Source organism: Streptomyces sp. S6 (assembly GCF_054880855.1).
Window position 1 is genome coordinate 1 of record NZ_JBTYMC010000006.1, and the last position, 19,557, is coordinate 19,557.

The following is a 19,557-nucleotide window of genomic DNA, read 5'->3' on the forward strand; positions in this document are numbered from 1 at the left end:
GAGATCCTGCGGCCCGGTGAGCCGATGCTCAAGAAGGTCCGCCAGCTGATCGAGTCGGTCAACGACACCCTCAAGGGCCAGCTCGACCTGGAACAACACGGCGGGCGCACCATCGAGGGCGTCGCTGTCCGGGTCGCTCAGCGCATGCTGGCCCTGGCCGCCGCGATCTGGCACAACTTCCAGACCGGCCAGGCGGTCAGCCGCTCACTGACCGCCTATGACCACTGACCGTATTTGGAAAGACTCGTCTAGTACCTGAGAGCCAGAGCCCGCCGGCTCCGCGGGACGAGCCTCAGCCCACTGCCGAGCGTGGCCCGGGCCCCTCCCCTACCTCCGAAGTACGTCACCCCCGAGTACCCCGCGCCGCGCACCCACCCGCAGGAACCTCGTCCCCCGGACGGACCGCCACGGTGGTCGGCCCCGGGGCGGGGTGCTGGCGTGGGAGCAGGTGTCCCTGCGGCAGGAGGCGGGTGCGGTGCGTCGAACCCTGGGTGTGAGCGTGGCGTTGGTGTGTGCGGGGGCGCTGGCGGGGTGCGCGGCGCTCGGTCTGGAGCATCCGGCGGTCGCCCCGCAGCCCACGCCGACCATCGCGAAGTCCCCCTCCGCGAAGCCGAGTCCGCAGGCCCCCGGCGTGCTCAGCGAGGCGCAGGCGCGGGCCGCCCTGCTCACCGTCGCCGACCTGGGCGCTCCCTGGACGGCCACCAGGGGCGCGGCGACCTGGCGGGACGGGGTGCTGAAGGCGACCAGCACGGTCCCGGAGTGCGCCCGCTTCCTGGACGCCTTGTACTCCGACGAACTGCTCGGCGCCCCCGCCCGCGCGGTCGTCGGTCTCGACGACGCCGACACCGGCGCGCAGCTCCGTTTCCAGGTGACCGCCCAGCGCCCTGTCGCCGAGGTGGACCGGACCCTGGCCTGGCTGAGGACGATCCCCCAGGTGTGCGCCCGCTTCACTGCCACCTCCCCCAAGAACGTCGTCCAGGACGTCATGGTGACCGAGGCGCCCCTGCCTGAGGCGGGGGACGTACGTCAGGGACTCCACGTAACCCTCACGAGCCACAACGAGGACGGCGAGCCCTCCACCCTCACCCTCGACGTCGCGGCCGTCCGCGCCGGTGACGACGCGTACACCCTGACCAACGGCGGTCTCGGCGACGTCGCCAACGAAGCCACTCAGATCGCCGTACAGCTCGGCGCACTGCGGCTGGCGGACGTACGGAAGCAGGGCCGGGTGCAGGTGTAAGGGGCACGGAGAGGTGGGGCCCGTCCAGGCGAGGGGGGACGCAGGCATGTCCCTCCACACCCCATGCAGAAACCGCTTGCACAACTCCCCCTCGCCCCCCTTGCCCTCATACCCGTACACCCCTAGGTTGGTCGACACCCCGAACGCCGCGTGACACTCCGCACACGCACGTCGTACAGCGCCTCCTCCCCCGCTGTAGTCACCACCTCCTGCGAGGTCTCCGTGCCCCGAACCACCACTCTCGCCCGTGGCCTCGCCGCCGCGCTGATCGCCGTGACCGCCCTGGTCCTCGCGTCCACCACGGGGCAGGCCCGGACAGGGGACGAGCGTCCCGCCGCGCAGACCGCGGACCGGCTGACGGACCGCTGAGCGGGGCAGCCGGACGGCCGCTGCCAGGTGGTCGGAATCACGCCGCCACCCCCTCCGAAATCCACCCTCTCCACCCTTACCGTGGAGAAATGTCCCCTCTGGCCCGCATCAGCAGCTCGTACGCCCCGCGCTTCGCGGAGTTCGCGTTCGAGCCCGCCTTCGCAGCCGCGGTCGACCAGCACGTCGCGGAACTGCGCGACCGGCTGGAGGCGAACCACTCGGGTCTGGTCCCCCGCCCGCCGCACCGCGAGGACCTGGCGGACTACGCCCTGGGGTTCCTGGACGCCCTCGACGAACTCGACTGGCGCGAACCCGTGGGCCACGACTACGCGGTGTGCCGGCTGACCGCCATCACCTGGCTGGTCCGGGAGCACCGTCTGCTCGTGGAAAACCCGTAAGGGACAATTCACAGCGAGCGCTTGCCCCCTCCACCTCCGGGCTGCTCAACTTCTGTGCTGCCAGGGTCACTTCAGCACCCGCTGAAACGCCCCCGAGCGCATGGAGAACCACCCGTGTTCCAGGAGTACAAGCGCTTCGCCGAGGCCGCGTTCGTCGCCGCCGCGACCACGTCCCTCGCGGTCGGCCTCACCGCCGGATCAGCCTCCGCCGCCCCCAACTTGTCGAATCTTCCCGAGAGTTCGACGCCTTTCCAGCGAACTTTCCAGCCGTACTTCGACTATGACTCGGACGGCTGTCTCCCGGCGGCTGCGATCGACCTGTGGGGCAACCTCAACGGCGGTCTGAAGCCCACCGGTTCGATAGCCGGCGGCTGCCGCACGGACCACCTCGGCAACGCGAACACCTACGCGCGGGCCAAGTGCAACAACGGCTGGTGCGGGATCGTCTACACCCTGTACTTCGAGAAGGACCAGGCCGACCCGACCGGCATCTCGGGGCTCGGCCACCGCCACGACTGGGAGTGCGTGGTGGTCTGGGTGAAGCAGGGCGCCGACCAGCCGTCGTACGTCTCGGCCTCGCGGCACGGCGGGTTCAACACGATCCCGGTCGACCAGGCGCCGATGGACGGCGCGCACGCCAAGATCGTCTATCACAAGGACGGCGCCTCCACCCACGCCTTCCGCTTCGCCAAGTCCGGCGAGGTGCCGGAGGCTTGGAGCGACGGCGGCTGGGACCACCCGGCGCTGGTCAGCTGGGACCACTACCCGGCGAGCAAGGACCCGGCGAAGAACCTCCAGACCATCCTGAACGACTCCGACTGGGGCAACGCCAACTTCCCCCTCCAGGACAGCAAGTTCAACGGCCACCTGGAGAAGGCCAAGCCGAGCGGCATCCCCTTCGACCCCTACGGGGCGGGCTGAACACACGCGTGAGGGCCGGCCGGTACCCGTAGTACTCAGGTACCGGCCGACCCTCGTCCGGCTCACATGTCCCGGCTCACATGTCCTGGTCGGTGCGCTCGTGGACCGGCTGGTTGGTCATCGCGTCCTGCCGCCCGGACTGGTACGCGGTGACGCTGTCCCGGGCCCGGGTGGTCTCGCGCTCGGCGGTCGTCAGCAGCCGCTCCATCCGCTGGCGCATCGGGCCGATCATCCCGCCGCCGACCCCGACGATCAGGATGCCCGCCCCAGCCGCGAGTGCCGCGTACAGCACCGGCTGGGTGACCGTCGTCGCGATGCCCGCCTGGCCGAGCGCGGCGATCACGCCGAGCGCGAGGATGCAGGCCCACACGACCGTCGCGAGCGTGCGGCCGTACGACATCGAGGACAGCGCGCTCCCGACGATCGACCGGACCGCGTTGGCGATCGCCATCGCGACGACCACGAGGACCACGGCGACGATGCCGCGCGGCAGCCAGGCGACGATGCCGTTGATCATCGTGCTGACCGGGTTGGTGCCGAAGACGCCGAGCGCGAGCTGGAGCGTGACCAGCATCAGCGCGTAGTAGACGATCTTGCAGATGATCCCGGTCATGTCGTACTTCGAGTCCCGCAGGAACCGGTCCGCCCCGGCCCGGTCCGCGAGCCTCTCCGAGCCGACCTTGCGCAGCACGCGGTCCAGGACCCGGGCGATCATCTTCGACACGAACCAGCCGATGGCGAGGATGACCAGGAAGCCGACGAGTTTCGGCACGAACTGCGCGACCTTGGACCAGGCGTCGTTCAGTCCCTGGGTGAAGTTGACGGCGAGCGTGGTGGTGGCCATGGGCGGCACATCCTTCGTTCGTTCCCGAAGCTCGGACCAGCGGTGCTACGCCCCCCTACCTTTCGTGGATAGCAGGGTGGGGTGGCGGGGGCCCGTGGGGTGGGGCTGTTCGGGTGATACCGAAGGGGTAGGGGTTGTACGGGATGCGGGGTACGGGATGCAGGGTGTGGGGTGCGGGGCGTTCGCTCGGTCAGCGGGCCGCGGGGGCCGTCGCCCGTGCCTCGGTCTGCCGGTTCTCCGCGTTCTCCGGGGTCGCCGCGTTCTCGGCGTTCCCCGCGTTCTCAAGGTGCCGCAACTGCTGCTGGATGTGGTCCAGGGCGCCCTCCCGGCGGCCGGGGACACGGGTACGCAGGTCCGTGAGCGTCGGGGCCAGTTCACGGGCCGGGGACAGGGTGTCGATACGGCCCCACTGGTGGTGCGCCCGGTCCACGGCCGCCTCCACCTCGGGCGCGTCCACCGGCTGCCCGGCGGCCAGCCGCAGCGCGGCCACCGCCAGCCAGGTACGGCAGCTCCGCTCCGCGTCCCCCGCGAACATCGCGAGGTCGGCCCGCACCTCCGCCCAGTGCAACGCCTCGTCCGAACCGGCCCCGTACGCCTCCACGGCCGTCTCCTGCCACCTCGCCGCGATCCCCTCGGCCTCGCGGTGCCGCCCGCTCTGCACGGCCGCGGTGATGGCGGCGTGCGGATCGTCGGCGGGCGGAGCTTGGGCGGGCTGGGCGGGGATGACGGGGGCGGTCTTCGGGAGTGGGGGGACTACGAAGGTGGGGGGTGGGGAGGGGGTGGGCGGGGAGGGCGTGGGCGGGGGCGTGGCGGACGCAGTCGGCGTCGTACCCGTAGTACCCGTAGTACCCGTAGTACCCGCACCTCCGACATCTGCGCGGCCCGCGACCCCCGTCATACCCGTAGTACTCAGGTCCTCGGCACCCGCACGCCCCGTAATACCCCTAGCTCTCGCCGTATCCCCGGCACCCCCAGCCCCCACAACCCCCATACGCCCCGTACTACCGCCGCCACCGACCCCCCACCCCGTCCCCGGCTCCACCACCAGATCCGCGTTCTCCCCCTCGCCCCGTACCCGGGTCAGCGCCGCCCCGTGCAGTTGGTCGGTGCTGGGGCGGCCCCCGCTGCGCAGGATCGTCCCCACGGCCTTCATGTAGGACGGCGTCCCGGTGCCCCGCCGCCCGCCGGGCGGCACGACTCTGCCGTAGACGGTGACGTGGAGGCCGCAGTCGAGGGGGTTGTCGCGGAGCCACTCCCAGGAGTCGGCGTCGGCGTGCAGGTCGAGCAGGACGGTGGTGGCGCCCGGTGCCCGCAGGCGCAGCTCCTCGCGGAACCAGTGCCAAGGGAACCCGGTGTAGCGGACGGTCGCGGGGGTGGTGCGGGCCAGCGCCAGGTGCGGGAGGCGCTGGCGGCGGTCGAGCTGGAGCTGGCCGACGACGAAGAGAGTCAGCGGTCCGGGTGCCGCCGCGGCGGCCCGCAGCCTGGTCAGGACGGCCTGCGGCTCCAGCGGATCGGCGAGTTCGACGACGTTGGCGGTGTCCGTGCCGGACAGCACGGCGGGCGGCACCGCGGCCAGCACCGACAGCGCGGACGTGGCGTCCACCAGGCAGCCCTTGCCGACAGGTGAAGCCGCCAGCAGCAGCACCGTTCCGGGCATGGGTCCCTCCCCCTGATGGATCACGTACCTCAGCACCGTAGCCGCTACGACTGCGAAGGGAAGCCCCGGTCCAGCAAACCCCGGCTCCCGCGCACCTGCCGCGCCCCCGCCCCGCTCACCCCCGCTCACCCCTCCGGCAACATCCGTACGGCGAAGACCGTCGTGTCGTCCCCGAGGCGGCCCCCGCTGTGCCGCAGCGCCCCTTCCTCGACGAACGCCACCAGTCGCTCCGGCTCCGCGACCCCGGAGTCCCTGCTCAGGGCCTGAATCACCGCTTCCGCCAGCGGATAGAACCGCCCCTCGGCGTCCCGCGCCTCGGTGACCCCGTCCGTCACGAGCAGGATGGTCTCCTCCACCCCGACCTCGACCCGTACGACCTCGGAGCTACCCCCCAGGTCCCCCAGGTCCCCCAGCCCGAGCGGCAGCCAGACCCCGCCTCCGTCCTCCCCCTCACCCCCGTCCCCCAGTCCCCGTACACCCCCGGTACCCACGACCAACGGCGGCTCGTGCCCGAACACCACCATCTCGACGACCGCGACACCCGCCACCGCACCCTTAGGGGGATACCCGAGGAGTACGGCGGTGGCGAACCGGTCCCCCTCCTCCCGCCCGACTGCCGCCGCGTGCGCCCAGTGCCGCAGCATCCGGGTCTCCAGCCGGGCGGCGACCACCCCGAGGTCGGCCTCGTGGAACCCCGCCTCACGGAACGTCCCGAGCAGCGCCGCCGCGGCCTCGACCGCTGCGAGCCCCTTGCCCTGCACGTCCCCGACGAGCACCCGCGTCCCGTGCGGGCCGGGCTGGATGTCGTAGAAGTCGCCGCCGACCCGGGCGTCCGCGTCGGCGGCGAGGTACACCTCCGCGTGCCGCAGCCCGCCCCAGCCCGGGGGCAGCGAGCGCAGCACGGTGCGCCGGGTCGTTTCGGCGGCGTCCGCCATCCGCAGCATGCGCCGCTCAGCCCGTAGACGGGCCGCGCAGGCCAGCACGGCGAGCGCCCCGCCGACGGCGACGAGCAGCAGGTCGACGGTGCCCGCCTTGTACTGGTCCGGCTCCCGCAGCTCGGTGAGGACGAACGCGGCGAACGACAGCACCGCGAACAGCGCGGTCGTCCGCACCCCGCACAGCACGGCCGCGATCGCCGCGACGAACACGCAGAACGACTCGATGTGGAACGAGACGTCGGTCCCCACGTCGAGCAGCGTGATCCCGGTGAGCAGCACCAACGGGACCAGCCAGGTCAGCCTGTGCCCCCGTACGCCGACGAGCCTGTGCCGCATGGGGTGAGGCAACCACGTTCCGCGACCGCCGGCATCCGCGCGGCGACCGACTTGCCTCCGCCTCCCCCTAGGTGTGCCCTGGTAGTCAGGGTGGGGAGACCAGGAGAGGAGTACTCCAAATGGCTCACGCGGCACCCGCACCACACGACGCTTCGAACGATGTCTTCAGCCCCCGCGCGCACCGGATCGCGGCCTGGGCGGTCCCGGTGGTACTAGGGCTCGTCTACGGGTACTGGGTGGCGGCCATCCGCCGCTCGGGCGGCCCGATCACCGGCTGGAACCTGCTGCTCGGCTTCGTCAGCGCGCTCGCTCTCGCGGCGGCCTATGTCGCGGTGCGTGCTCTGGCCCCGCGTATGAAGCGCGAGTCGCACGCACTGCTGTGGACGGCCTTCGCGGGCTGTGCCTTCGGTTTCGTCTACAGCCAGACCGGCGCGACGATCTGGCGCTCGGTGATGATGTCCCTAGGGGTCGCAGCGGGCGTCTTCGTCGTCCAGTTCTACCGGTACTACACCCGCGAGGACGGAGAGGGTCACCGCATCCGCTGAGGTCGTACCCGTAGTACCCGTAGTACTACGGGGCCGGGCCCCGGTGAGGAGGTAGCTCCTCCGCCGGGGCCCGGCCCTGTCACGGTCACGCCGTCAGCTCGTCCATCCGCTCACCACCAGCCCGCGGACCCGGCCGAACTCCAGCTCCAGGACCCGGACGCGCTCCACGCCCCGGCGCCGGAGGCGCTCCAGGAGGTGCCGTAGGGGTCGTTGGAGGTGTTCGTGCCGTAGGGGTTGTCCCAGTTGCTCCAGTTCCCGTTCTTCCACTGGGGGCAGGGGTCGGAGCAGGTCGGCACCCAGGCGCCGCCGCTGTTCACGAACGCGGCGCTGGCCCAGCCCTGGGCGCCGACCAGCCAGTACCAGTAGGGGTTCCCATTGACGCTCTGCCCCTGGACCATGCACTGCACGCGGTCCTGGCTGCCGGGGGAGAGCGCGGTGACGACGCCCGAGTGCGTGGTGGGCGACGACCGTACGTTGAGTTCCGTGCGGGAGACGACGGTGCCCCAGATCGGGCCGCCGCCTCCTCCACCACCGCCGCGTCCGTCGGCGAAGGCCGGCGACGAGGTCGGTGGAGCGGTCGATGGCGCTGCCGCCGCCTGGGTGCCCACCGCGGCCACGGCCAGCGTGCCACCGGTGAGCAGGGCCGCGGCCAGGGTCCGCAGGACCGGAGTACTGCGCATGATTCGGCCTCCTTCTCCCCTGAACGTCCCCGTTTCTCCCCAGCACCAGGAAACACCCGTTCGGGTGAACCCTCCACCGGAGGGGGGAAAGGCCGGTTCGGGGTCGGCTCGGGACCGGTCGCGGGTGGGACGCCGCGGGTACTACGGGTATTACGGGCCGGGCCCGCGGTGCCCGCACCCACATGGCGGCGACCCGCTGGCGTACCTCTCAGGTACCCCCTTGCCTGGAAGCGTGCCCCTTACCCGCATGCCCCGTAGTACCCGTACACCCGGCCCGCCTCGTAGTACCCGTACGACCGTCTCCGCCGTGCTCGTCGCCCTCGCCTGCCTCCTCACCCCCCTCGCGACCCTCGCGCTCTGGGCGTCGCACGGGCTGCGGGACCAGGAGCGCTACGTCCAGGCGCTGGCGCCGCTCGCCACGGACTCGGCGGTGCGGCGGACGATCGTGGACGGCGTGGCCCGGGAGGCACCCGAGGTGCCCCGGCGGATCGTCGAGGACGAGGTGCTCCGCTTCACCGAGACGCCCGCCTATCGCGCGGCCTGGGACGAGGGGAACCGGGGGACGTACGCGGCGGTGATGAGGGCCCTGGAGGACCCGGCGCAGGAGGTCGCCGCCGTGGCGCCCGCACCCCCGGCGGTGCGTCAACTGACCGCCGTGCGGGCGTCGTTCACCCGCACCCCGGTCACCCTGCTGCCCCGCGCGAACCTCGACGTGCTGCGCCGGAGCTACCGCGCGATGGACGTGGCCGGGTTCTGGCTGCCGGTCGCGGCGGTGGTGTTCGCGGGGGCGGGGATCACGCTCGCCGCGTGCCGCCGCCGGGCACTGACGGCGACCGCTCTGGGTACGGCGCTGGGCGGGGCGCTGCTGGGTCTGTCGGTCGTGATCGCCCGGTACTTCACCCTCGACGGCCTCGCCGACCCGGCCCACCGCATCGCCGCTGCCGCCGTGTACGACGCCCTGACCGAGACCCTGCGCACCGCGTCCTGGCTGCTGCTGGCCGGTGGCCTCGCGGTGGCGGGCTCGGTACGGCTGGCCAAGGTGGTGCGGGCACGGGCGGTGCGGGAGGGGGCGGCTCGGACCGGGGTGGTACGGGTACGGCCCTGAGGGCAGGGGTGGCGCCGAGGCGGACGCGGACCGAGTCACAAGTGGCCCTGGATCAGGGCAGCTTGTGCAGGGTGACGTCCACTACGAGGGCGCGGTGGTCGGTGCCGGGGAGGTCGAGGAAGTGGGCGCGGGACGCCGAGAAGTCCTCACTCAGCAGGACGTGGTCGATCTGCGTGCCGAAGGTGGGGGTGGTACTTGAGGGCCAGCTCGGCTCGTAGCTCTTCCCGGCGAGCCGGGCCGCGTCCCGCAGTCCCGTGTCCAGGATGCGGCGGAAGGCGGCGTGGTCCTGGGAGGCGTTGAAGTCCCCCGCGAGTACTACGGGTCCTGCCTGGCGTTCGGCCCACGCCCTGATCCGTCCCAGCTCCCTCTTCCACAGCCCCACCTGGTCGGGAAGTGGCGGCATCGGATGCGCGAGCTGGAGGTGGACGGCGGTCCCGTCGACGTCGGCGACCGCGCCCGGCATGCCCATCTCGGCTGGGATCGTCGCGGCGGGGGTGAGGGGGAAGCGGCTGAGGATGACCGACCCTACGGAGGTATCCCCCTCGACCGCCCGCCGGTAGGGGTAGGGGGCGGCGAATTCGCGGCGGAGGGTGGCCTGACAGCCGTACTCGCACTCCTGCACGAAGACAATGTCGGGGCTCTCTCGGCGTACGGCCTTCAGGAGAGCGCCGGTGGCCCAGCCGAACTCGACGTTGGAGGTCAGCACCTTCAGGCGGGCGGCGACCGGGCCGTCTGGTTCGGCGGCGGGGCCGTAGGGCTGGAGGTGCCAGGCCAGTGCGCCGAGGACGACGGTGGCCCAGAGCAGTCCCGGCCACCAGCGGACGAGGAGGGCGAGGAGGGCGGCCCCGACTGCGGGGACGAGCAACCAGGGGAGGAACGCGAGGAGTTGGGGGACCGGGGTGACGGCGTCGACATCGGCGGTCCGGCATCCGACGACCACGCTCACCCCGGCGAGCGCCAGCCCTGCGCACCACGCGCCGGCCACCCTTCCCCAGGGTCGGGCGGGCGGTTCAGCGGAACTCGCGGACGACCTCGATGCGTCCGACGATGTGCTCGTTGAACTCATCCAGTTCCTCCGCGGGCACCCACAACTCCAGAATGGTCTCCCCACCAGCCTGCCGCACCGGGTACCGCTCCAAGAACGCGCTCTCCACCTCGAACCGCGTCACGTACCCCACTCCCGAGGCCGGCACGTTCCAGTCCCGCGCGATCCGTACGGCGTAGTCCTCATTGAGTACAGGATAGAAGATCGGTTGCTCCGGCAGCCGGGGCGGCCACGCCGTCCAGCCTGCGGCCTCGACCAGAGCCAGCTCCTCTGGGCCGGTGGGCCGCCAGAGGGTGGTTGTAGGGGTAGGGGTACTCATGGGTGACGACCGTAGTCGTAGACCCTGAGAGTGAGCGACACGGTTTCGCTCAGTGTGAGGCGTGGCCTGTGGAGCGGCCGGGGTGAGCCGGGCCGACCCCGTCGCGACGCTGCGGTGCACGGCGGGGTCGGGGGTCAGCTGGGCGTTCGCGGCCGGGTGGGACAACTCCGGCCGGGTGAAGGAGAGTTAGACGCCGATGTCGCGGCCGTCCTTGCGCCAGACCGAGACGACGGCGGGGCGGACGATCTTGCCGGGGCCGTCGGGCCAGGTGGAGGCGGGCTTCTCCACGGAGGCGCCGTCGATCTCGCCGGGGTGCTGGACGGCGACGAGGACGCGGCGGTCCTGGATGAGCGGGCCGCAGGTCTCGGCGCCGGTCGGGACGGTGAGGAACTGCTTCAGCTCACCGCGTCGGGCGCCCTTGGTGGCGACGCCGAACAGGCCGTCGTGGGAGCCGAGTTGGTTGCCGTCGCTGGAGATCCACAGGTTGCCGTGCGGGTCGAAGGCGACGTTGTCCGGGCAGGAGATGGGGCTCACACCGGACTTGGGAAAACCGGCGAAGTAGGTGCCCGGGTCGTTCGGGTCGCCCGCGACGAGGAACAGCGTCCAGCCGAACTTGAGCGACTCCGGGCAGCTACGGTGCTCGGTCAACTCCAGTACGTGGCCGTGCTTGTTGGCGTTGCGCGGGTTCGATTCGTCCGCCTTGGCGTTCGAACCGACGCCGCGGTTGGAGTTGTTGGTGAGCGCGACGTACACCTTGCCGGTGACGGGGGAGGGTTCGATGTCCTCGGGGCGGTCCATCTTCGTCGCGCCGACCTTGTCCCCGGCGAGCCGCGTGAAGACGAACACCTCCTCGGCGGTCATGCCCTGGACGTGCGAGACGGCGCCCTTCGCGGTCGCGGTCGCCAGCGGGATCCACTCGCCGCTGCCGTCGAACTCCCCGTCGGAGGGCAGCTTTCCGGTGCCGTCGATCTCGATCGCGGGCGAGTCGCCGGTCAACTTCGCGACGTACAGGGTGCCTTCGTCGAGGAGCGAGAGGTTGTGCTCACGCACGGACCGCGACGAACCGCGCTTCATCCGCTTGCTGCTGACGAACTTGTAGAAGTAGTCGAAGCGTTCGTCGTCGCCGGAGTAGACGACCGGGCGTCCGTCGGCGGTGAGGCGGACGGTCGCGGCCTCGTGCTTGAAGCGGCCGAGCGCCGTGTGCTTGCGGGGCGTGGAGGCCGGGTCGTACGGGTCGAACTCGACGACGTATCCGAAGCGGTGGACCTCGTTGGGCTCCTGCGCGACGTCGAACCGCTTGTCGAAGCGTTCCCACTTGCGCTCGGTGGCGCCGGTGCCGATGCCGTACCGCTTGTCGGTACTACGGGACGCGTTCGCGAAGTACTGGTTGAAGTTCTCTTCGCCGTGCAGGGTCGTACCCCAGGGTGTCGTACCTCCGGAGCAGTTGTTGAGGGTCCCGTACACCTTGCGGCCGGTCGGGTCCTCGGAGGTCTTCAGCAGGTCGCTGCCGGCGGCGGGGCCGGTCAGGCGGAACTCGGTGGTCGCGGTGACCCGCCGGTTGAGGTGGTGGCGAGGGACAGCGGTGAGCTTGCCGGTCCTACGGTCCTCCTGGACGACGACCGCGGCGAGGCCGTGCGCCGCCCAGGCGACCTCGACCTGCTGACGGGTCGGGTTCGCGGGGTCGTAGCCGCGGAACATCAGGATCTCGTCCGTGTACTCGTGGTTGGCGACGAGGAGCTGGCGGTCGCACTCGCCCGGCAGCGGGAGGAGGGCGAGGAAGTCGTTGTTGTACCCGAACTGGCCCGCCTGCGCGGCGCCGGTCTGGTTCTCCGGGTCGAACGCGGGGGCGCCCTTCACGATGGGCTCGCCCCAGCGGATGACGACGTTCTGCTCGTAGCCCTCGGGTACTACGACCGCGTCGGTGACGTTCGGGGCGACGGCGCCGTATCGCAGGCCGCGGGCCGCCTGGGTGTCGGGCTTGCCGGGGGTGCCGGGTATTACGGGGTTGCCCGTAAGGGGAGTGGCGTCGGCGGACGGCGCGTTGCTGACCACGGTCGCTCCCGCCGCGGCGGCGACGGTGACGACGGCGGCGGCCCGCACCATCGAGCGGCGACTGAGGGCGCCCGCGATCACGTCGCCGACGTACTCGTTCCCACTGGTGTTGGGCACCTCGTGGAAGCAGGCGTCGCCGCAGCGGAAACGGCAGGTCATGGCGGATCGACCACCCGGGTGCGAATCGTTCGGCGTGGTGATGATCGGCAACAGCTTGCGCACTTTACTCTCCCCTTGCTTGCCCTTGGTATGGGCGTGACGGTAGGGGGGTGTTTGTGCGGGGGCGGGGCTGATGGGTGAACAGCAGATGAACTGGTGGGGGATCAGAGGGTGTTGAGGGCACCCGTGCGGGACAGGTGGGCGGGGCTTCGGAGTTGGCCGGTTTGTGCGGTCGGGCATCGGTGCAGGGTGTTTGACACCCAACCCCTTTTCCGCCTCACCCCTGCCCGACAACGCCATGTGGGGCCGCTAACCTTACGTGTCCGTCCTGGCCAGGGATTGACGGGCTTCAACTCACGCGAAGGGTTGCGCACATGGGTATTCTCACTCTCCTGCGAAACGCGTTCGGCAGGTCACGCAAGGAGCGTGCCGCCGAAGCAGAGGGTGCGGACCAGGTCCCTTCCCAGCAGGCGCCGGCCGAGGAGTCCGCGGTGGAGTCCCCCGTGGAGGCGGTCGAGCCCGCGTCGGGCCCCTCCCCCTCGCCGGTCCCCGAGCCTCGTCAGTCGGACACCTCCGAGCACGATCTCGTCACGGCCGCCTTCGACAATGTGAAGGTCCCGGCACCGACGCGGTCCCCTGAGGGCGGCGACGAGGGCGAGATTGAGACGGCGCCGAAGGGGGCGGAGAGCGGAGCCGAGGCCGAGGTCGCCGCCGGGACCGAGGTTGACGCCGAGGCATCCGTCTCGGGTACTACGGGGGCTACGGCTGCCGCCGAGGCACCTGCCAAGGGCGACACCGGTACTACGGGGACTGCCGTAGGGGACGCGGAGGCTCCGGCTCCAGAAGAGACCGACGCGGCCGAGCTGAGCCAAAGTGCGGACAAGGTCGAGGCCGCTGCCAAGGCCGAGACCGAGGCCGAGCCCACTGAGACGCCGGTGGCCGAGGAAGCCGAGACCGAGACCAAGGCTGAGGCAGAGCCCCAGGACGAGGCGATCACGGAGACAGAGGCCGAGCTCGACGCCAAGGCTGAGCCCGAGGCCGAGCCAGCTCCACTCGACGACGCTCCCCAGGCCGACGCCGAGACCGAGACCGAGACCGAGACCGAGACCGAGACCGAGGTCAACGCCGAAGCATCCGTCTCGGGTACTACGGGGACTACGGCTGCCACCGAGGCTCCCGCCGAGGACGACGCCGGTACTACGGGAGCTCCCGTAGGGGGCGAAAAGGCTCCGGACGAGACCGACGCCACCGAGCTGACCGAGAGGGCAGACGAAGCCACGGTCGAGGCCACTGCCAAGGCCGAGCCCAAAGCCGAGCCGACTCCGCTCGACGACACTCCCCAGGCCGACGCCGAGACCGAGACCGACACCGAAGCATCCGTCTCGGGTACTACGGGGACTACGGCTGCCACCGAGGCTCCCGCCAAGGACGACGCCGGTACTACGGGGACTCCCGTAGGGGACCCGAAGGCTCCGGACGAGACCGAAGCCACCGAGCTGACCGAGAGGGCGGACGAAGCCACGGTCGAGGCCGAGGCCAAGGATGAGGCCGAGGTCAGCGCCGAGACCGCTGAGACCGAGCCCGCCGAGGCGGAGGCCGAGCCCACCCAGACGCCGGTGGCCGAGGGAGCCGAGACCGACATCAAGGCTGAGGCAGAGCCCCAGATCGAGGCGATCGCGGAGACAGAGGCCAAGGCCGAGCCCGAAGCCGAGCCGGCTCCGCTCGACGACGCTCCCGAGGCCGACGCCACCGAAACCCCGGCCCCCGAGGCCGAGGGCGACGCCAGGACCGAGGTTGGCGCCGAGGCATCCGTCTCGGGTACTACGGGAGCTACGGCTGCCACCGAGGCTCCTGCCGAGGGCGGCGCCGGTACTACGGGGGCTCCCGTAGGGGGCGAAAAGGCTCCGGACGAGACCGAGACCACCGAGCTGACCGAGGGCGCGGGCGACGTCGAGACCGAGGTCAGCGCTGAGCCCGAACCCGCCGAGGCGGACGCCAAGACTGAGGCCGAGCCCACCGAGACACTGGTGGCCGACGAGCCCGAGGCCGAGGTAATCGCGGAGCCCGACGCCAAGCCCGAGCCCACGGCCGAAGCCGACGCCACCGAAACCCCGGCCCCCGAAGCCCCCACCTCCGAGGCAACCCCGGAACCCACCGAGGAGCCCACCCCGGAGCTGACGCCGGAAACCGAGGCCGAAACCGAGCCCGAAGCCGAGCCAACCCCCCTCGACGCCGCCCCCAAGGCCGACGCCACCGAAACCCCCACCCCCACCAACACCCCCCTCCCCGCCCTCCCCACCCACCTCACCACCGCCCACACCGCCTCCGCCCTCACCCTCGCCCACCTCGGCCTCACCACCGCCCGCGCCGCCGTCTACCTCGTCCTCGACCGCTCCGCGTCGATGCGCCCGTTCTACAAGGACGGCTCGGTGCAGGCACTGGCGGATCAGACGCTGGCCCTGGCCACGCACCTCTCCCCGGCCGACCCGACCGTGCACGTCGTGTTCTTCTCGACGGAGGTGGACGGCACGACGGACCTCGCGCTGACGGACGAGGACGCGGCGACGAAGGTGGACGACGTGCACGCGGGGCTCGGCAGGATGGGCCGGACGACGTACCACGCGGCGGTCGAGGAGATCACGAAGCACCTGGACGCGGCGGGCGGCGCGGACACCCCGGCGCTGGTGATCTTCCAGACGGACGGCGCCCCGGACGCGAAGACCCCGGCGACGCAATCCCTGACGGAGGCGGCGAAGACGCACCCGCGCCTCTTCTTCTCGTTCGTCGCGTTCGGCGAGCACGAGAACAAGGCGTTCGACTACCTCCGCAAGCTGAAGACGGACAACACGTCCTTCTTCCACGCGGGCCCCACCCCTAAGGGCCTCACGGACGACGAGCTGTACGAGGGCGTCCTGAAGAACTGGCGCCCGTAATACCCGTAGTACCCCGGCCCCCTATGCCGCCCCCGCTCCCCCCGATAAAAGGAGCCGGGGCGGCATACATACGTCAGCTACGATTTCAAGAACCCAAAGACCGACAACCCGACCAGGGAGCAGCCCCCGATGGCTCGACACCTCATCACCAGCGCCCTTCCGTACATCAACGGAATCAAGCACCTGGGCAACATGGTGGGGTCCATGCTCCCGGCGGACGTCTACTCCCGCTACCTGCGCCAGCGCGGCGAGGACGTCCTCTACATCTGCGCGACGGACGAGCACGGCACCCCCGCCGAGCTGGCCGCGAAGGAGCGGGGCCTGCCGGTCGACGAGTTCTGCGCCCAGGCGCACGACGCACAGAAGGCCGTGTACGACGGCTTCGCGCTCGCCTTCGACTACTTCGGCCGCAGCTCCAGCCCGCAGAACGTGGAGATCACCCAGCACTTCGCGCGGAAACTGAACGAGAACGGTTTCATCGAGGAGCGGGCGATCCGCCAGGTCTACTCCCCGGCGGACGGCCGTTTCCTCCCGGACCGCTACGTCGAGGGCACCTGCCCGCACTGCGGCTACGACAAGGCCCGCGGCGACCAGTGCGAGAACTGCACGCGCGTCCTGGACCCGACGGACCTGATCAACCCGCGCAGCGCGATCTCCGGCTCCACGGACCTCGAAGTCCGCGAGACGAAGCACCTGTTCCTCCTCCAGTCGAAGCTCCAGCGCGAGGTGGAGGAGTGGGTCGCGGCCCACGAGGACGAGTGGCCGCACCTCTCCTCGTCCATCGCCCGCAAGTGGCTCACGGAGGGTCTGCACGACCGTGCGATCACCCGCGACCTCGACTGGGGCATCCCCGTCCCGGCCGACACCTGGCCCGAACTCGCCGCCGAGGGCAAGGTGTTCTACGTCTGGTTCGACGCGCCGATCGAGTACATCGGGGCGACGAAGGAGTGGTCGGACGAGGACCCGGCGAACCGTGACTGGAAGTCGTGGTGGTACGAGTCCCAGGACACCGTCCGCTACACGGAGTTCATGGCGAAGGACAACGTCCCCTTCCACACGGTGATGTTCCCGGCGACCGAACTCGGCGTCCGTGAGCCGTGGAAGATGGTCGACTACGTCAAGTCCTTCAACTGGCTGACGTATTACGGCGGGAAGTTCTCAACTTCCCAGAAGCGCGGGGTCTTTACCGACCAGGCGCTCGCCATCCTCCCCGCCGACTACTGGCGCTACTTCCTCATCGCCAACGCCCCCGAGTCGGACGACTCCTCGTTCACCTGGGAGCACTTCACGGCGACGGTGAACAAGGACCTCGCCGACACGCTCGGCAACTTCGTCAACCGTGTCCTGTCCTTCTCCAAGAAGCGGTTCGGCGACGAGGTCCCGGCGGGCGGCACGCCCGGTGAGGCGGAGGCGAAGCTCGGTACGGAGATCGCGGCGCTCCTCGCGGAGTACGAGGCGCAGTTGGACGCGCTCCAGTTCCGCAAGGCCGCGGCGGCCCTGCGTGCGCTGTGGTCGGCCGGCAACTCCTACCTGGAGGAGAAGGCGCCCTGGCTGGAGATCAAGACCAACCCTGAGGGCGCGGCCCTGACCCTCCGCACGGCGATGAACCTGATCCACCTCTACTCGGTGGTCTCGGAGCCCTTCATCCCGGCGACGGCGAAGACGATGCGCGAGGCCTTCACGCTCGCCGACGACACGGCGACCTGGATCACCCCGGACGCCGCGAAGTCCCTGGACGCCGTCCCCGCGGGCGCCCCCTTCACCGTCCCGCCGGTCCTGTTCGCGAAGCTGACGGACGAGGACCTGGAGACGTACAAGGAGCGGTTCGGCGGACAGCCGGAGTAACGCGGGCGGAGTAATACCGCAGAGCTACGCGCGAGCAGAGCTACGTGCGAAAGGTGGCCGACCGGCCCCGGGGAACACCCGGACCGGTCGGCCACCTTCGTTGCGCGGCCCCCGTGTCCCTCCACCCGGAGTCCGCGCGACCGGCCGAGGCCAGCGTCTCCAGGGGCGGGCTGCGGGACCCGCTGCTGGAGGAGGCGTCGGCCGGTGCTTACGCCCCATCAGTGGCCGCCGGACACAAGAAGGTTGCCGCACCATCAGATTTTTTTTCGCACGGCCCTCAAGAAACGCCGAAGGGGCCGAAGATCCAGGCAGGATCCCCGGCCCCTAAGGGCTACACAGGTACTACGGGTACTACGGGTACTACGGGTACTACGGGTACTACTTCGGCTGCGGCTTCCTGATGTTCAGGTGCAGCTCCCGCAACCGCGTCTCCTCCAGCTCCGTCGGCGCCCCCATCATCAGGTCCTGGGCGTTGCCGTTGAGCGGGAAGGCGATGGTCTCGCGGATGTTGGGCTCGTCGGCCAGCAGCATGACGATGCGGTCGACGCCGGGGGCGATCCCACCGTGCGGCGGCGCCCCGAAGCGCAGCGCGCGCAGCATGCCGGCGAACTCGCGCTCGACGGTCTCACTGTCGTAGCCGGCGATGTTGAACGCCTTGAGCATGATCTCGGGCTCGTGGTTCCGGATCGCGCCGGAGGACAGCTCGACGCCGTTGCAGACGATGTCGTACTGCCAGGCGAGGATGTCCAGCGGGTCCTGGTTCTCCAGCGCGTCCATGCCACCCTGCGGCATGGAGAACGGGTTGTGCGAGAAGTCGATCTTGCCGGTCTCCTCGTCCTTCTCGTACATCGGGAAGTCGACGATCCAGCAGAACCGGAAGACGTTCTCCTCGAAGTGCCCGGCGCGCTTGGCGGCCTCGACGCGGACCGCGCCCATGATCTTGGAGACCTCGTCGAACTCACCGGCGCCGAAGAAGATCGCGTGCCCGGCGGTGAGGGAGAGCCGCTTGGTCAGCTCGGCGATGTTCTCCTCGGTGAGGAACTTCGCGATCGGCCCGGACAGCGAACCGTCCTCGGCGACACGCACCCACGCCAGACCCTTCGCCCCCTGCGAGACGGCGAAGTCGCCGAGCTGGTCGAAGAACTTCCGGGGCTGCGCGGAGACGTCCGGCACCGGCAGCGCGCGGACGTGCTTCCCGGCGAACGCCTTGAACTCGGAGCCCTCGAACACGTCGGTGATGTCGACGAGTTCGAGCTGGGCGCGCAGGTCCGGCTTGTCGGAGCCGTACTTCAGCATCGACTCGCGGAACGGGATGCGCGGGAACGGCGAGGTGACCTCGCGACCGCCGCCAAACTCGGTGAACAGCTCGGTCATGAGCTTCTCGATCGGCTGGAAGACGTCCTCCTGCTCGACGAAGCTCATCTCGACGTCGAGCTGGTAGAACTCGCCCGGCGAGCGGTCGGCGCGGGCGTCCTCGTCGCGGAAGCAGGGCGCGATCTGGAAGTAGCGGTCGAACCCGGAGATCATCAGCAGCTGCTTGAACTGCTGCGGCGCCTGCGGGAGCGCGTAGAAGCGGCCCGGGTGCAGGCGGGAGGGGACGACGAAGTCGCGCGCGCCTTCCGGGGAGGTGGCCGTCAGGATCGGCGTGGCCATCTCGTTGAAGCCGAGGGCGACCATCTTGTGCCGGATCGCGGAGATCACGGCCGTCCGCAGCATGATGTTGCGGTGCATGCGCTCGCGGCGCAGGTCGAGGAAGCGGTACTCCAGGCGGCGCTCCTCGTTGACGCCGTCCTCGGCGTTGATGGTGAAGGGGAGCGGCTGGGCGGCGCCGAGCAGTTCGACCTCGGCGACCTCGACCTCGATCTCGCCGGTCGGCAGGTCGGCGTTCACGTTCTCTGTTCCACGTGAAACAACGCGGCCGTCGACGCGGACGGTCGACTCCTTGCTGACCTTGTCGAGCGCGTCGTAGGCGGGGGTGCCGGGGCGGGCGACGAGCTGCGTGATGCCGTAGTGATCGCGCAGATCGATGAAGAGGATGCCGCCCAGGTCGCGCCGATTGTGCAGCCAGCCGCTCAGCCGGACGTCGGTGCCGACGTCAGAGGCGCGGAGCTGGCCGCAGGTGTGGGACCTGTACCGATGCATCTTCGTTCATCGTCCTTCGTTTTTGGGTC

At 70.5% G+C, this 19,557-nt stretch carries 17 protein-coding genes and 1 pseudogene; 10 read left to right on the top strand and 8 right to left on the bottom strand.

Annotation, left to right across the window (positions count from 1 at the left end; genetic code table 11):
* From ACVNF4_RS01585 to ACVNF4_RS01605, 5 genes and pseudogenes are all read left to right on the top strand, one after another.
* Positions 1 to 228, top strand: a pseudogene (locus tag ACVNF4_RS01585) (IS982 family transposase); the annotation flags it as partial.
* 247 nt (positions 229 to 475) lie between these two features.
* A complete protein-coding gene (locus ACVNF4_RS01590) occupies positions 476 to 1,240 on the top strand; it encodes a hypothetical protein (RefSeq protein WP_461800790.1) in 765 nt (254 codons plus the stop codon).
* A 150-nt stretch (positions 1,241 to 1,390) separates the two neighbouring features.
* Complete coding sequence (locus ACVNF4_RS01595; RefSeq protein ID WP_461800791.1) at positions 1,391 to 1,609, top strand: hypothetical protein; 219 nt, start codon at positions 1,391 to 1,393, stop codon at positions 1,607 to 1,609.
* Between the two features lie 89 nt (positions 1,610 to 1,698).
* Entirely contained in the window at positions 1,699 to 2,007 is a 309-nt protein-coding gene (locus ACVNF4_RS01600) for a DUF6401 family natural product biosynthesis protein (protein ID WP_461800792.1), read from the top strand.
* Positions 2,008 to 2,121: 114 nt separating this feature from the next.
* A complete protein-coding gene (locus ACVNF4_RS01605) occupies positions 2,122 to 2,928 on the top strand; it encodes an NPP1 family protein (RefSeq protein WP_461800793.1) in 807 nt (268 codons plus the stop codon).
* A 76-nt stretch (positions 2,929 to 3,004) separates the two neighbouring features.
* Here the strand turns inward: ACVNF4_RS01605 and ACVNF4_RS01610 are convergent, their stop codons facing one another.
* From ACVNF4_RS01610 to ACVNF4_RS01620, 3 genes are all read right to left on the bottom strand, one after another.
* Positions 3,005 to 3,772 (bottom strand): mechanosensitive ion channel family protein, encoded by a 768-nt coding sequence (locus ACVNF4_RS01610; RefSeq protein WP_461800794.1) that lies wholly within the window; start codon positions 3,770 to 3,772, stop codon positions 3,005 to 3,007.
* 190 nt (positions 3,773 to 3,962) lie between these two features.
* Positions 3,963 to 5,429: a hypothetical protein gene (locus ACVNF4_RS01615; RefSeq protein WP_461800795.1), complete on the bottom strand. Its 1,467-nt coding sequence runs from the start codon at positions 5,427 to 5,429 to the stop codon at positions 3,963 to 3,965.
* Between the two features lie 125 nt (positions 5,430 to 5,554).
* A complete protein-coding gene (locus ACVNF4_RS01620) occupies positions 5,555 to 6,703 on the bottom strand; it encodes a PP2C family protein-serine/threonine phosphatase (RefSeq protein WP_461800796.1) in 1,149 nt (382 codons plus the stop codon).
* 119 nt (positions 6,704 to 6,822) lie between these two features.
* Between ACVNF4_RS01620 and ACVNF4_RS01625 the strand changes: the two genes are divergently transcribed.
* The gene (locus ACVNF4_RS01625; RefSeq protein WP_461800797.1) at positions 6,823 to 7,248 is read left to right on the top strand and encodes a hypothetical protein; all 426 of its coding nucleotides are present in this window, start codon (positions 6,823 to 6,825) and stop codon (positions 7,246 to 7,248) included.
* Between the two features lie 110 nt (positions 7,249 to 7,358).
* Here the strand turns inward: ACVNF4_RS01625 and ACVNF4_RS01630 are convergent, their stop codons facing one another.
* Positions 7,359 to 7,928 (bottom strand): SH3 domain-containing protein, encoded by a 570-nt coding sequence (locus tag ACVNF4_RS01630; protein ID WP_461800798.1) that lies wholly within the window; start codon positions 7,926 to 7,928, stop codon positions 7,359 to 7,361.
* Between the two features lie 247 nt (positions 7,929 to 8,175).
* Between ACVNF4_RS01630 and ACVNF4_RS01635 the strand changes: the two genes are divergently transcribed.
* Positions 8,176 to 9,033 (top strand): hypothetical protein, encoded by an 858-nt coding sequence (locus tag ACVNF4_RS01635; protein WP_461800799.1) that lies wholly within the window; start codon positions 8,176 to 8,178, stop codon positions 9,031 to 9,033.
* 52 nt (positions 9,034 to 9,085) lie between these two features.
* On the opposite strand, the gene ACVNF4_RS01640 is transcribed toward ACVNF4_RS01635, so the two are convergent.
* The 3 genes from ACVNF4_RS01640 to ACVNF4_RS01650 all read right to left on the bottom strand — a co-directional run bounded on the left by ACVNF4_RS01640 (position 9,086) and on the right by ACVNF4_RS01650 (position 12,671).
* Complete coding sequence (locus tag ACVNF4_RS01640; protein WP_461800800.1) at positions 9,086 to 10,099, bottom strand: endonuclease/exonuclease/phosphatase family protein; 1,014 nt, start codon at positions 10,097 to 10,099, stop codon at positions 9,086 to 9,088.
* A complete protein-coding gene (locus tag ACVNF4_RS01645) occupies positions 10,044 to 10,397 on the bottom strand; it encodes a hypothetical protein (RefSeq protein ID WP_461800801.1) in 354 nt (117 codons plus the stop codon). The genes ACVNF4_RS01640 and ACVNF4_RS01645 overlap by 56 nt, the downstream gene beginning before the upstream one ends.
* A gap of 186 nt (positions 10,398 to 10,583) precedes the next feature.
* Positions 10,584 to 12,671, bottom strand: a complete 2,088-nt coding sequence (locus ACVNF4_RS01650; protein WP_461800802.1) for a PhoX family protein — start codon at positions 12,669 to 12,671, stop codon at positions 10,584 to 10,586.
* A 311-nt stretch (positions 12,672 to 12,982) separates the two neighbouring features.
* On the opposite strand from ACVNF4_RS01650, the gene ACVNF4_RS01655 reads away from it, so the two are divergent.
* The 3 genes from ACVNF4_RS01655 to ACVNF4_RS01665 all read left to right on the top strand — a co-directional run bounded on the left by ACVNF4_RS01655 (position 12,983) and on the right by ACVNF4_RS01665 (position 17,787).
* Positions 12,983 to 15,541 (top strand): VWA domain-containing protein, encoded by a 2,559-nt coding sequence (locus ACVNF4_RS01655; RefSeq protein ID WP_461800803.1) that lies wholly within the window; start codon positions 12,983 to 12,985, stop codon positions 15,539 to 15,541.
* Positions 15,542 to 15,670: 129 nt separating this feature from the next.
* A complete protein-coding gene (gene metG / locus ACVNF4_RS01660) occupies positions 15,671 to 17,386 on the top strand; it encodes a methionine--tRNA ligase (protein WP_461800804.1) in 1,716 nt (571 codons plus the stop codon).
* Positions 17,387 to 17,499: 113 nt separating this feature from the next.
* Positions 17,500 to 17,787: a hypothetical protein gene (locus ACVNF4_RS01665; protein ID WP_461800805.1), complete on the top strand. Its 288-nt coding sequence runs from the start codon at positions 17,500 to 17,502 to the stop codon at positions 17,785 to 17,787.
* Here ACVNF4_RS01665 and aspS read toward each other — a convergent pair.
* A complete protein-coding gene (aspS, locus tag ACVNF4_RS01670) occupies positions 17,765 to 19,528 on the bottom strand; it encodes an aspartate--tRNA ligase (protein ID WP_461800806.1) in 1,764 nt (587 codons plus the stop codon). The two genes, ACVNF4_RS01665 and aspS, sit on opposite strands and share 23 nt — an antisense overlap.
* Positions 19,529 to 19,557 lie beyond the last annotated feature (29 nt).

Excerpts from the sequence above, each read along its gene's own strand:
- ACVNF4_RS01600 (WP_461800792.1), top strand. The coding sequence starts at position 1,699 with ATGTCCCCTCTGGCCCGCATCAGCAGCTCGTACGCCCCGCGCTTCGCG.
- ACVNF4_RS01610 (WP_461800794.1), bottom strand. The coding sequence starts at position 3,772 with ATGGCCACCACCACGCTCGCCGTCAACTTCACCCAGGGACTGAACGAC.
- ACVNF4_RS01615 (WP_461800795.1), bottom strand. The coding sequence starts at position 5,429 with ATGCCCGGAACGGTGCTGCTGCTGGCGGCTTCACCTGTCGGCAAGGGC.
- ACVNF4_RS01620 (WP_461800796.1), bottom strand. The coding sequence starts at position 6,703 with ATGCGGCACAGGCTCGTCGGCGTACGGGGGCACAGGCTGACCTGGCTG.
- ACVNF4_RS01625 (WP_461800797.1), top strand. The coding sequence starts at position 6,823 with ATGGCTCACGCGGCACCCGCACCACACGACGCTTCGAACGATGTCTTC.
- ACVNF4_RS01630 (WP_461800798.1), bottom strand. The coding sequence starts at position 7,928 with ATGCGCAGTACTCCGGTCCTGCGGACCCTGGCCGCGGCCCTGCTCACC.
- ACVNF4_RS01635 (WP_461800799.1), top strand. The coding sequence starts at position 8,176 with ATGCCCCGTAGTACCCGTACACCCGGCCCGCCTCGTAGTACCCGTACG.
- ACVNF4_RS01640 (WP_461800800.1), bottom strand. The coding sequence starts at position 10,099 with ATGAGTTCAACGAGCACATCGTCGGACGCATCGAGGTCGTCCGCGAGT.
- ACVNF4_RS01645 (WP_461800801.1), bottom strand. The coding sequence starts at position 10,397 with ATGAGTACCCCTACCCCTACAACCACCCTCTGGCGGCCCACCGGCCCA.
- ACVNF4_RS01655 (WP_461800803.1), top strand. The coding sequence starts at position 12,983 with ATGGGTATTCTCACTCTCCTGCGAAACGCGTTCGGCAGGTCACGCAAG.
- metG (WP_461800804.1), top strand. The coding sequence starts at position 15,671 with ATGGCTCGACACCTCATCACCAGCGCCCTTCCGTACATCAACGGAATC.
- aspS (WP_461800806.1), bottom strand. The coding sequence starts at position 19,528 with ATGCATCGGTACAGGTCCCACACCTGCGGCCAGCTCCGCGCCTCTGAC.